Below are 12,362 nucleotides of genomic sequence, written 5' to 3'. Positions count from 1 at the left end.
CTCGAACCTCCACGGTTTTACCCGCTAGTACCTGAAACTAGTGCGTCTACCAATTCCGCCACCTGGGCGACTCAGGAGCGGAATTATGCAGGGCGTTGCCGGGAGCGTCAACAAAAAAATGCATTGCCGCACGCAGCGCATCGCTCTCGACCGCCGCCTGGAAACGACGGTGCGGCGAGGGCGTGTCCAGCCATGCCGGCCGCGGGATATTCCCCGGGATCGCGACGGCTGGGCGACATCCCGCAGGGCCGGATCGAAGGCAACAAAAAAAAACCGCCGGGAGCGGTTTTTGACACCGATTGTCGATGGCCCGAAGGGTTGCCGCCACGGCCGGTTTTTGCTCCTGCAAAACCGGCATTCCCGCCATCCATGGCGACCGGATGGCGGCAACAAAAAACCCGCTTGCGCGGGTTCTTTCGTTCCGAATCATGGTGCCCAGGAGAGGACTCGAACCTCCACGGTTTTACCCGCTAGTACCTGAAACTAGTGCGTCTACCAATTCCGCCACCTGGGCGATTCGGGCCGGCAATTCTGGTGGCGGCCCCGGGCTTTGTCAACGGTTTCGCGCGCGGCGATGGCCGGGCGGCATACGCGCTGCGTCCACGCCGCAGCGGGTACCATGGGGCTCGATGAAAAACAAAAAGACCACCGGGGCCGGCAAGGCCCCCAAGTCCGCCCCCGGCGCCAAGCCGGGCAAACCCCGCAAGTCCGCCACGCTGCCGCCCTGGATGCCGGAGAGCCTGGCCGCACCGGCCGCCAAGGGCGGCCGCGGCAAGCCGAAGGACAGCGCGCCGCCGAAGAGTTTCGTGCGCGGCCGCTCCCGGCCCGCACCGGGCGCCGCTTTCGACGATCCCTACGCCGCGCGCGAAGCCGAGCGTTATGCCCAGCCCATCGCCAGCCGCGAGGCGATCCTGCAACTGCTCGACCGCTGCGAAGGGCCGCAGAACGCCGAGGAGATCGGTGCCAAGCTCGGCCTGGTCGAACCGGACCGCGCCGACGCGCTGGCCAAGCGCCTGGGCGCGATGGTGCGCGACGGGCAGCTGGTGCAGAACCGCCGCGGCGGCTTCGCCCCGGTGCTGGTCACCAACCTGATCCCCGGCACGGTCATCGCCAATCCGGAGGGCTTCGGTTTCCTGCGGCCCGACGAAGGCGGCGACGACCTGTTCCTGCCGCCGTACGAGATGCGCAAGGTCATGCACGGCGACCGCGCGCTGGCCAACGTCACCGGCATCGACCGCCGCGGCCGCCGCGAGGGCAGCATCGCGCGCGTGCTGGAGCGTGGCGTCAACCGCCTGATCGGCAATTTCAGCGTCGAGATGGGCATCAACTACGTGGTGCCCGACGACAAGCGCATCCAGCGCAGCATCCAGATCCCGGCCGACGCCACGGGCGGTGCGAAGGACGGCCAGCTGGTGGTGTGCGAGCTGACCCAGGCGCCGGATTCGCGGCGCCCGCCGATCGGCAGGGTCGTCGCCGTGCTCGGCGACAAGCTGACCCCGTCGCTGGTGGTGGAAACGGCCATCCACGGCCACGACCTGCCGCACGAGTTCCCGCCGGAAGTGCTGGACGAGGCGACGGCGATCCCGATGACGGTGGAGCCGGCGATGATCGGCACCCGCGTGGACCTGCGCGCGCTGCCGCTGGTGACCATCGACGGCGAGGACGCCAAGGACTTCGACGACGCGGTGTACTGCGAACCGAACCGCGACGGCTTCCGGCTGGTGGTGGCCATCGCCGACGTCTCGCACTACGTGCGTCCCGGCACGCCGCTGGACGACGAGGCGCAGCGCCGCGCCACCTCGGTGTATTTCCCCGGCTACGTGGTGCCGATGCTGCCGGAGACGCTGTCCAACGGCATCTGTTCGCTGCGGCCGAAGGAAGACCGCATGTGCTTCGTCTGCGACATGCAGGTGGACCGCAAGGGCGAAGTGGTGCAGTCGCGCTTCTACGAGGCGGTGATGAACTCGCACGCGCGCCTGACCTATACCCAGGTATGGAACGCGGTGGGCGAGGACGATGCCGACGCCAAGGCCTTCATCGGCCCGCTGCTGCCGCAGGTCCAGACCCTGCACCAGCTGTACCGCATCCTGGCCAAGGCGCGCGAACGCCGCGGCGCCATCGAGTTCGAATCCTCGGAAGTGCGCTTCGTGCTGGACAACCGCGGCGAGGTCACCCAGGCCGGCATGCTGGTGCGCAACGACGCGCACAAGCTGATCGAGGAATGCATGATCGCCGCCAACGTGGAGGCCGCGCGCTACCTGCTGGCCACGCACATCCCGGCGCCGTTCCGCGTGCACGAGCGGCCGCCGGAATCCAAGTTCGCCGACCTGCTGGAGTTCCTCAAGGAGTTCAAGCTGAGCCTGCCCGCATGGAGCAAGGTGCAGCCGGGCGACTACACCCGGCTGCTGAAGAAGGTGCGCGAGCGCCCGGACGCGGCGCTGCTGGAATCGGTGCTGCTGCGCAGCCAGTCGCTGGCGGTGTATTCGCCGGACAACAACGGCCACTTCGGCCTGGCGCTGGAGGCCTACGCGCACTTCACCTCGCCGATCCGCCGCTATCCGGACCTGCTGGTGCACCGCGCCATCAAGTACGCGCTCACCGGCGGCCCGCGCGACAAGTACACCTACACGCCGCGCGAGATGGCGGCGCTGGCGCTGCAGTGCTCCGAGCGCGAGCGCCGCGCCGACGAGGCCGAGCGCGAGGTGGACGAGCGTTTCCGCGCGGCATGGATGGAGAAGCACGTCGGCGGCCAGTTCGACGGCGTGATCAGCGGCGTGACCAGCTTCGGCCTGTTCGTCGAGCTGGACGAGTCCAAGGTCAACGGCCTGGTGCACGTGACCCAGCTGCCGCACGACTATTACCAGTTCGACCCGCTGCGCAAGACGCTCACCGGCGACCGCCGCGGCGTCCAGTTCCGGCTCGGCGACCGCGTGCGCATCCTGGTGCTCAAGGCCAGCATGGAAGACCGCAAGATCGACTTCCGCCTGGTCGAGCGGCTCGATGGCGAGGGCGGCGCATTGGACGAGGAAATGCCACCGCCGCCGCGCGGCAGGCCGGCCAAGCGCGCCAAGCAGAAGTACTGAGGCAGGAACGGCCGGTGTGCGCACCGGCCGTTTCCTTTCCGGCCCTGCGGCTGGCCGCCTCCTGCCCACTGGCTGCCGGCACGCTTCCCGCGGGACAGGGCCGCGACCGGGAGGCCGGACGCGGGCCCATTCGGCCGCGCCAGCCGGGGCGGCGTTGGCCCGAGCCCGGCAGGTGCAGGGGGCGGGCTGGCACCGGCCCTGCATTCAGCCGGCGCCGGTGCCGGCCGGGCCGATGCACTACCATTACGCGCCCAACTCCCCCCTCGCGCGGTCGCAATGAGCAAGCAGAACCAGTGGATCGTCGGCGTCAACGCCGTGGCTTCGTCGATCGAGAAGGACCCGGACAACGTCCGCGAGGTGCTGATCGAGGCCGGCAGCAAGAACGCGCGGCTGGTCGAGATCGAGGAGAACGCACGGCGCAAGGGCATCGACGTGCGCCGCGTGGGCGCGCAGGCGCTGGGCGGCGTGGCCGGGCAGGTGCGCCACCAGGGAGTGGTCGCGCGTTATGCCGCCGCCAGGCTGTGGGGCGAGAACGAGCTGGAGGGGCTGGTCGAGGCCGCCGAAGGCAAGGCGCTGCTGCTGGTGCTGGACGAGGTGCAGGACCCGCACAACCTCGGCGCCTGCCTGCGCAGCGCCGCCGCCGCCGGCGTCACCGCGGTGGTGATCCCCAAGGACAAGAGCGCGCCGGTCAACGCCACCGTGCGCAAGACCAGTGCCGGCGCGGCCGACCGCATCCCGGTGGTGGCGGTGACCAACCTGGCGCGCTGCCTGAAGGACCTGCAGAAGCAGGGCGTGTGGCTGTACGGGCTGGCCGGCGAAGCGGAGCAGACCATCCACCAGCTGGACCTGCGCGGCAACGTCGCGCTGGTGATGGGCGGCGAATCCGACGGCCTGCGCCGCCTGACCCGCGAGACCTGCGACGGACTGGTGCGGATCCCGATGCCGGGCGACGTGGAAAGCCTCAACGTGTCGGTAGCCACCGGCGTGGCGCTGTTCGAGGCGGTGCGGCAGCGGCTCTGACTCCGCCGAGCCTGAGGGAACGGTGCAGGGGAGCGCGCTGCCAGGCCGCACCCGGCGCCGGCTGTGGCAGGTGAACCGCGGGCATGGCGGCACCTGGCCGGTTGGATGCAGCGGCATGCCCGGCCCTTGCCGCCGGTGACATCGCCGTCATGGCGGCGGTCCTATAGTCCCTGCAGCGGACCAGCATCGAGGCGGGAATATCCGCCGGGTCCGCGACAGTCGATCCTCCGGCCCATGAACCTGGATTTGCCATGCCCATCCATCCCGTACCGAGACGTTCGCGGATCGCGCATGCCGTGTTCGCGCTGCTCAATCCCATACCCTTCGGGTTCTTCGTCGCGGCGCTGATCTTCGACGCGACCTATGCGTGCAGCGCCAACGTGCTGTGGGTCAAGTCGGCGGCCTGGCTCAACGCGATCGGCCTGCTCTTCGCCATCGTGCCGCGCCTGATCAACCTGGCGCATGTCTGGGTGCCGGCACGCCGCAGCACCCGCATCGAGAAGCTGGACTTCTGGCTCAACCTTTTCGCCATCGTCGCGGCGATCGTCAACGCCTTCGTCCATAGCCGCGATGCCTACGGCGTGGTGCCGGAGGCGGTGTGGCTATCCGCCGTCACCGTGGCGCTGATCGCCGTGGGCCTGGTCATCACCGCGTTGCAACCGGCATCGGCATGGGAGGACAGGCCATGAACAGGACGAATCTGGCCATGGCGTGCGCCGTGGCGCTGGTCATGGCACTGGCCGGCTGCGAAAAGGCGGCCTACGAGCCGGCACAGCAATCCGGGGCGAATCCGCCGTTGCCCGAGCCGCGCAGTTTCTTCGTGCCGCCGATGCAGGTGCCCAAGGGCACCGGCTGGGCACAGGGCGAGAAGCCGGCGGTGGCCGACGGGCTGGAGATCGAGCCGATCGCCTCCGGGCTGATGCACCCGCGCCAGCTGCTGACGCTGCCCAACGGCGACGTGCTGGTGGTGGAGGCCAACGGCCCCGGCGCCGAGCCGGTCTCCTCGCCCAAACAGATGATCGCCGGCCTGGTAAAGAACCAGTCCGGCAAGGGCGGCAAGGGCGGCAACCGCATCACCCTGCTGCGCCGCGCGCCCGGCCAGCCGGGCGAATGGCGCAAGCACGTGTTCATCGAGAATCTGCATTCGCCGTTCGGCGTGCAGCTGATCGGCGACACGCTCTACGTCGCCAACACCGATGCCATCATCAAGTACCGCTATACGCCGGGGGAAACGCGCATGTCCGATCCCGGCGTCGAGTTCGCCGACCTGCCCGGCACCATCAACCACCACTGGACCAAGGCGCTGCTGGCCAGCGCGGACGGCAGCCGGCTCTATGTCGGCGTCGGTTCCAACAGCAACATCACCGAGAACGGCCTGGACGTGGAATACCGCCGCGCGGTGGTGCTCGAGGTGGATACACGCACCGGCGCCAGCCGCATCTACGCCTCGGGCATCCGCAACCCGACCGGCCTGGGCTGGGAGCCAGCGACCGGCAGGCTCTGGGCCATCGCCAACGAGCGCGACGAGATCGGCGCGGACCTGGTGCCCGACTACCTCACCTCGGTGCAGGAGGGGGGCTTCTACGGCTGGCCGTACAGCTACTACGGGCAGCACGTGGATACGCGCGTGCAGCCGCAGCGCCCGGACCTGGTGGCCAGGGCCATCCGCCCCGACTACGCGCTGGGGTCGCACGTGGCGCCGCTGGGCCTGTGGTTCTACCGCGGCGACGGCCTGCCGGAGAAATACCGCGGCGGCGCATTCGTCAGCCAGCACGGCAGCTGGGACCGCAGCCCGCTGAGCGGCTACGACGTCGTCTTCGTGCGTTTCCAGGGCGGCAAGCCCGTGGGCACGCCGGAGCGGGTCGTCAGCGGCTTCGCTGCGGCGGACGAAAAGACCCTGAAAGGCGCGCCGGTCGGCCTGGCCGAGGACGCCGGCGGCGCGTTGCTGATCGCCGACGACGTTGGCAATACCGTCTGGCGCGTCTCGGCGCGCGGAGCCGGCGCTACGGCGTCGTCGCCTTGAGCCGGTAAGCCGCACGACGGTTCCGGCCTGGTCCGGGGGCGATCCGCTTCGCGCCTGGCCGCAGCCTGCCAACCTCAAAGGAGAACGCCATGTCCGGGCGCCTTGAAGGCAAAGTCGCCATCGTCACCGGCGCCGCGCGCGGCATCGGCCGGGCCACCGCGGTGGCCTTCGCGCAGGAGGGCGCGAGCGTGGTCGGCATCGATATCGCCGGTGCGGTCAGCCCGGTCCTGGAAGTGGCGCCGGCCACCGTCCAGGACCTGGACGAAACCGGCCGGCAGGTGGTCGAGGCCGGCGGGAGATGGGCATCGCGGCGGCTCGACCAGCGCGACATCGGCGCCCTGCGCGAAGCGGCCGCATGGACCGTCGACCGCTTCGGCCGGATCGACATCCTCTTCGCCAATGCCGGCATCCAGGCGTTCGCGCCGCTGCTGGAAATGGAGGATGCGCACTGGCACGACCAGATCGACGTCAACCTCACCGGTACCTGCAACGCCATCCGCGCGGTGGCGCCTCATCTCGTCGGCAATGGCGGCGGCCGCATCATCGTCACCTCCTCGACGCAGGGACGGCACGGCACCAAGTATGGCGCGGCGTACTCGGCGTCCAAGTGGGGGCTGATCGGGCTGGTGAAGTCGGCCGCGCTGGAACTGGGGCAATACGGCATCACCGTCAATGCGGTGATTCCCGGCCTGATCGATACGCTGCTCACGCGGCACAGGCAGCGCTATGCGCAGGCGCTGGACGACCTGGACAACGCCGCGCCGCTGGAAGAACTCGAGGCCGCGGCGAAGCGGCGGCTCGCCGCCCGCTCGCCGCTCGGCCTGCCCTGGCTGCCGCCCGGGTCGATCGCGCCGGTGGTCGTCTTCCTGGCCAGCGACGATGCCCGCCTGGTCTCGGGCGCGGCCTATGACGTGACCGGTGGCGACAGCGCCAACAACGCCGCCTGAGCCGGACGGGCGAAGCGGGGCGGCGCCGCCGTTCCCTTCTCCCTTTGGAGGAAGACGCCTCGAAGGGCGGATGAGGGCAGGGACGAGCCTCTTGTACCTGGAATCGGGAGTGCTTCGCCCCGGGCTCTCACCTCAACCCCTCTCCCGGCGGGAGAGGGGCTTTGCATTCGCTGCGCATCCCGGCCCACGCCCGTTGTGCGGGCGTTCTACCGAATGCGTGCCAAGGGCGCGCAAGCCGTTCCCTTTTCCACTTTGGGAGAAGGTGCCGTGATGGGGCGGATGAGGAACGGACGAAGCCTCTTGTATCCAAGCATCGGGAGGGCTTCGTCCCGGACCCCTAACCCAATCCCTCTCCCTGGGGAGAGGGGCTTTGCTTTCGCTGCGCACTCCGGCCCACGCCAGTTGCATGACCGCACGCGCGCCAGGGGCGGACAAGCCGACCGTCCCCATCCCGGGGCTGAAGCCTCAAGTCAGGCGCGGTCGACCGTACTGGTCTCGTCGCGTTTCTCGCGCGGCGGCAGCGGCGCGTCGCCGTGCACCAGAAACCAGACGTTCTCGGCGATGTTGGTGGCATGGTCGCCGATGCGTTCCAGGTTCTTGGCCATGAACAGCAGGTGCGTGCACGGGGTGATGTTGCGCGGGTCTTCCATCATGTAGGTGAGCAGTTCGCGGAACAGCGCGGTGTACTGCGCGTCCAGCCGGGCGTCGTCCTGGCGCAGCGCCAGCGCGGCCTCGGCGTCGTTGTCGCGATAGGCCTCCAGTGCGCGCCGCACCTGCTGCGCGGCGAGCCGGCCGAGCGCGCGCAGACCCTGGATCTGCGGCAGCGGCGGCACCGCGGCCAGGGCGATGGAGCGCTTGGCGACGTTGGCGGCGTAGTCGCCGATGCGCTCGATGTCGGCCGGGATGCGCAGGCCGGCGAGGATCTCGCGCAGGTCGCGCGCCATCGGGCCGCGCAGCGCCAGGCGCATCACGTCGTGGCTGATCTGCTGTTCCAGCGCGTCGATCGCCTCGTCGTTGGCGATGATGCGGCGCGCGGCGTTCTCGTCGCGGCGCTCGATCACGTCCAGCGCGGCCTCGAGCTGGGCGACGGACATCTCGCCCATGCGCACGATCTCGGCCACCAGGCGGTGCTGTTCTTCGTCGTAGCTTTTCACGATGTGGTCGTTGGGATGGGTGTTCATTTTGAAGGCCGGGAATTGGGAAGGGGGAGCTGGGAGGGACGGAAGCGGGGCAGCGCAGTCTGGCGATGCGGTGGGTGAAAGGCTGCTCCATCCCCGCTTCCCTGTTTCCCCGCCTTTGCGCTTTCAGCCGAACCTGCCGGTGATGTAGTCCTCGGTCTGCTGCCTGGAGGGATTGGAGAAGATCACGTCGGTGCGGTCGTGTTCGATCAGGTCGCCCAGGTACATGAAGGCGGTGTAGTCGGACACGCGCGCGGCCTGCTGCATGTTGTGGGTGACGATGGCGATGGTGTAGTCGTTCTTCAGTTCCTCGACCAGCTGCTCGATGCGGCTGGTGGAGATCGGGTCCAGCGCCGAGGTCGGCTCGTCCAGCAGCAGCACGTCGGGCTTGAGCGCCACCGCGCGGGCGATGCACAGGCGCTGCTGCTGGCCGCCGGACAATCCCAGCGCACTCTGGTTCAACTTGTCCTTGACCTCGTCCCACAGCGCGCCTTGGCGCAGCGCCTGCTCGACGCGGTCAGTCATGTCGGCCTTGGACAGCTTCTCGTGGTGGCGGATGCCGTAGGCCACGTTCTCGAAGATGGTCATCGGGAACGGCACCGGCTTCTGGAACACCATGCCGACCTTGGAGCGCAGGCGGTTCATCGGGTACTTCGGCGAGAGGATGTTCTCGCCGTCCAGCAGCACCTCGCCGCGGGCTTCCAGCTTGGGGTACAGCGCGTAGATGCGGTTGAAGATGCGCAGCAGGGTCGACTTGCCGCAGCCGGAGGGACCGATCAGCGCGGTGACGCGCTTTTCGGGGATCTCCAGGTGGATGTTCTTCAGCGCGTGGAACTGGCCGTAGTAGAAGTCCAGGCCGCGCGCGGCGAGCTTGACCGGTGCCGGCGTCTGCAGGTCCTGGTGCGCGGTGGGCACGGCGATGCGCTGCATCGGCACGGCGTTGGTGAGGTCGTTCATGGGCAGGTCCATGGAAGGAAGGCGGTCGTTCGGGTCAGTCGTTGGAGATGCGGTTGCGCAGCAGCAGGCCGCGCGCGGAGAGGCTGACCAGCAGCACGAACACGGTCAGCACGAGGGCGCCGGCCCAGGCCAGCACCTGCCACGATTCGTAGGGGCTGCCGGCGAACTGGTTCATCACTACCGGCACCGAGGCCATCGGCTGGAACACGTTGCTGTTCCAGTACTGGTTGCCGAAGGCGGTGAACAGCAGCGGCGCGGTCTCGCCGGAGATGCGCGCCAGCGCCAGCAGGATGCCGGTGACGATGCCGGCCATGGCGCTGCGGTACAGCACCTGCACGATCACCTTCCACTGTGGCACGCCCAGCGCCAGCGCCGCTTCGCGCATCTGCACCGGCACCAGCCGCAGCATCTCGTCGGTGGTGCGGATCACCACCGGCAGCACGATGAAGGCCAGCGACAGGGCACCGGCGAACGCGGAGAAGTTACCGCCGGTCTGCATCACGTACAGGGTGTAGACGAACAGGCCGAGCACGATCGACGGCGCCGACAGCAGGATGTCGTTGACGAAGCGCACCACCGTGCCGGCCTTGCGCGCGTTGCCGTACTCGGCCAGCCAGGTGCCGGCGGCCACGCCCAGCGGGGTGCCGATGGCGATGGCCAGCGCGCACATCACCGCGCTGCCGAAGAAGGCGTTGAGCAGGCCGCCTTCCTGCATCGGCGGCGGCGTCATCCTGGTGAACAGGTCCAGGTCGATGCCCGGCAGGCCCTTGGACAACAGCGTCCACAGGATCCAGCCCAGGAACAGCAGGCCGAACGCGGCGGTGGCGCAGGCCATCAGCAGCGCCAGCACGTTGGTGGCGCGGCGGCGCAGGTACAGCGCATTGGAAGCGGTGGCGGACATCAGTTGCCCTCCTTGCGGGACAGGCGCAGCAGCATCAGGCGGGCGATGGCAAGCACCACGAAGGTGACGATGAACAGCACGAAGCCGAGCAGCAGCAGGGCCGAGCGGTAGGTTTCGGTGGCTTCGCCGAAGTCGTTGGCGATCAGCGCGGCGATGGTGGTGCCCGGTTCCAGCAGCGACGGCGTCAGGCGCACGCTGTTGCCGATCACGAAGGCCACCGCCATGGTTTCGCCCAGGGCGCGGCCGAGGCCGAGAAACACGCCGCCGATCACCGCCGAGCGGGTGTAGGGCAGCACGATGTCCCAGCTCACTTCCCACCGGGTCGAGCCCAGCGCGTAGGCCGATTCCTTCAGGCGCGTCGGCACGGTCAGGAACACCTCGCGCATCACCGAGGAGATGAAGGGGATCACCATGATCGCCAGCACGAAGCCGGCGGTGAGCATGCCGATGCCCAGCGGCGGCCCTTGGAACAGCACGCCGACGACCGGCAGTCCGCCCAGGTGGTCGTTGAGGAACGGGGTGACGTACTCGGTCATCACCGGCACCAGCACGAACAGGCCCCACATGCCGTAGATGATCGACGGGATGCCGGCCAGCAGCTCGATGGCGGTGCCGACCGGGCCGCGCAGCCAGCGCGGGGCGACCTCGGTCAGGAAGAAGGCGATGCCGAAGCTGACCGGCACGGCGATCAGCATGGCGATGACGGCGGTGACGAGGGTGCCGTAGATCGGCGCCAGCGCGCCGAACCGGTTTTCCACCGGATTCCAGTCGGCGGTGTAGAAGAAGCTCAGGCCCTGCTCCTGCAGGGCGTGGCGTCCGCCCCACAGCATCGACAGCGCGGCGCAGGCCAGCGCGGTGAGCACCAGTACGACGGTGACGATCAGGAACCCGCGGAACAGGCGGTCGTTGCGGGCGTCGCGCAGGTCGCGCGAGGTGGGCGGTACGAGGGACGATGCGGTGGCGTTCATGGCAGCGGCATGGCCTGTGGGGGAGGGCGGCGGGAAGCGGGGCGGAGCGCCGCGCCCGGCGGGCGCGGCGTCCTCTCACGGGGTCCCGGTCACTTGAACTCGCTGGCCCAGTAGCCCTCGATCTGCGTCACCAGTTCGGCCGGCAGCGGTACGTAGTGCAGGTCGCCCGCCTGTTGCTGGCCGTTCTCGAACGCCCACTTGAAGAAGGCCAGCGTGTCCTGGTTGCGCTTGGCATCCTTGGGCTGCTTGTGCATCAGCATGAAATTGGTGGCGGTGATCGGCCACGCGTTGGCGCCCGGGGCGTTGGTGATGACCAGGTTGAAGTCCTTGGCGCCGGCCCAGTCGGCGCTGGCCGCGGCGGCGGCGAAGGTCTCGGCGGTCGGCTGCACCCAGTTGCCGGCGGCGTTCTGCATCGACGCGTACGGCATGTTGTTCTGCAGCGCGTAGGCCAGTTCGACGTAGCCCAGCGAGCCCTTGATCTGCTGCACGTAGGAGGCCACGCCTTCGTTGCCCTTGCCGCCGACGCCGTCGGGCCACTGCACCGAGGTGCCTTCGCCGACCTTGTCCTTCCACTCGTTGCTGACCTTGGACAGGTAGTTGGAGAAGTTGAAGGTGGTGCCCGAGCCGTCGGAACGGTGCACCAGGGTGATCTTGGTATCGGGCAGGGCCACGCCCGGGTTGGCGGCGGCGATGGCCTTGTCGTTCCAGGTCTTGATCTTGCCCAGGAAGATGTCGGCCAGCAGCGCGCCGCTCAGGCGCAGCTGGCCCGGCTGCAGGCCTTCCAGGTTCACCACCGGTACCACGCCGCCGATCGCCGACGGGAACTGGCCCAGGCCGGCCTGCGCCAGTTCCTCGGAGGACAGCGGCTTGTCGGACGACCCGAAATCGACGGTGCCGGCCTTGATCTGGGCGATGCCGCCGCCCGAGCCGATGGACTGGTAGTTGATCTTGGCGCCGGTGGCGGCGTTGTAGTCGGCCGACCACTTGGACACCAGCGGGAAGATGAACGATGCGCCGGCGCCGGAGATCTCGGCGGCGACCTTGTCGCCGGCGGCCGCTGCCGTGGCGGCATCCGGACCGGCAGCGGCCGGGGCGCTCTTGTCGCCGCAGGCCGACAGGCCCAGCGCGATGGCCAGGGAAAGGGCGGCAAGGCCGGTCGTGTGCAGTTTCATGCGTCGCTCCATGGCGGGAGAAGTGCCGGCGGCGCCGGCGGATGCGGCTATGAAATGATGTTTTTGTTACAGGCTGATTACATGGGGCGGGGAAGGGGGAGGCGGGAACGGGG

10 protein-coding genes and 2 tRNA genes (1 of these 12 running past the window's edge) are annotated in these 12,362 nt (G+C 69.0%); 5 read left to right on the top strand and 7 right to left on the bottom strand.

What is annotated here, in order from left to right; translation table 11 throughout:
* Together CQ393_RS15245 and CQ393_RS15240 are read right to left on the bottom strand one after the other, a co-directional pair.
* Positions 1–68: transfer RNA gene (locus CQ393_RS15245), tRNA-Leu, on the bottom strand; it reaches 94 nt to the left of the window's first position.
* Positions 69–429: 361 nt separating this feature from the next.
* Positions 430–514: transfer RNA gene (locus tag CQ393_RS15240), tRNA-Leu, on the bottom strand.
* 115 nt (positions 515–629) lie between these two features.
* Here CQ393_RS15240 and rnr point away from each other — a divergent pair.
* From rnr to CQ393_RS15215, 5 genes are all read left to right on the top strand, one after another.
* Complete coding sequence (gene rnr, locus CQ393_RS15235; protein ID WP_153192660.1) at positions 630–3,083, top strand: ribonuclease R; 2,454 nt, start codon at positions 630–632, stop codon at positions 3,081–3,083.
* 276 nt (positions 3,084–3,359) lie between these two features.
* A complete protein-coding gene (gene rlmB, locus CQ393_RS15230) occupies positions 3,360–4,103 on the top strand; it encodes a 23S rRNA (guanosine(2251)-2'-O)-methyltransferase RlmB (RefSeq protein ID WP_153192658.1) in 744 nt (247 codons plus the stop codon).
* Positions 4,104–4,354: 251 nt separating this feature from the next.
* A complete protein-coding gene (locus CQ393_RS15225; protein ID WP_153192656.1) occupies positions 4,355–4,792 on the top strand; it encodes a hypothetical protein in 438 nt (145 codons plus the stop codon).
* Entirely contained in the window at positions 4,789–6,126 is a 1,338-nt protein-coding gene (locus CQ393_RS15220; protein WP_153192654.1) for a sorbosone dehydrogenase family protein, read from the top strand. Before CQ393_RS15225 ends, CQ393_RS15220 begins: the two co-directional genes overlap by 4 nt.
* An 89-nt stretch (positions 6,127–6,215) precedes the next feature.
* Positions 6,216–7,073, top strand: a complete 858-nt coding sequence (locus CQ393_RS15215) for an SDR family NAD(P)-dependent oxidoreductase (RefSeq protein ID WP_153192652.1) — start codon at positions 6,216–6,218, stop codon at positions 7,071–7,073.
* A gap of 470 nt (positions 7,074–7,543) precedes the next feature.
* Here the strand turns inward: CQ393_RS15215 and phoU are convergent, their stop codons facing one another.
* From phoU to pstS, 5 genes are all read right to left on the bottom strand, one after another.
* Positions 7,544–8,254, bottom strand: coding sequence for a phosphate signaling complex protein PhoU (gene phoU, locus CQ393_RS15210; RefSeq protein ID WP_153192650.1), 711 nt, complete (start codon positions 8,252–8,254; stop codon positions 7,544–7,546).
* Positions 8,255–8,377: 123 nt separating this feature from the next.
* Complete coding sequence (gene pstB / locus CQ393_RS15205; RefSeq protein ID WP_153192648.1) at positions 8,378–9,208, bottom strand: phosphate ABC transporter ATP-binding protein PstB; 831 nt, start codon at positions 9,206–9,208, stop codon at positions 8,378–8,380.
* Between the two features lie 34 nt (positions 9,209–9,242).
* Positions 9,243–10,112 (bottom strand): phosphate ABC transporter permease PstA, encoded by an 870-nt coding sequence (gene pstA, locus CQ393_RS15200; protein ID WP_194269686.1) that lies wholly within the window; start codon positions 10,110–10,112, stop codon positions 9,243–9,245.
* The gene (gene pstC / locus CQ393_RS15195) at positions 10,109–11,077 is read right to left on the bottom strand and encodes a phosphate ABC transporter permease subunit PstC (RefSeq protein ID WP_153192644.1); all 969 of its coding nucleotides are present in this window, start codon (positions 11,075–11,077) and stop codon (positions 10,109–10,111) included. Before pstC ends, pstA begins: the two co-directional genes overlap by 4 nt.
* 89 nt (positions 11,078–11,166) lie before the next feature.
* Positions 11,167–12,249 carry a phosphate ABC transporter substrate-binding protein PstS gene (gene pstS / locus CQ393_RS15190; protein ID WP_153192642.1) on the bottom strand — a complete coding sequence of 361 codons (1,083 nt, stop codon included), beginning with the start codon at positions 12,247–12,249 and terminating at the stop codon, positions 11,167–11,169.
* Positions 12,250–12,362: the final 113 nt, after the last annotated feature.

Source organism: Stenotrophomonas sp. MYb238 (assembly GCF_009496535.1).
GTDB lineage: Bacteria > Pseudomonadota > Gammaproteobacteria > Xanthomonadales > Xanthomonadaceae > Stenotrophomonas.
This window is presented reverse-complemented; position numbering and strand designations above follow the sequence as displayed.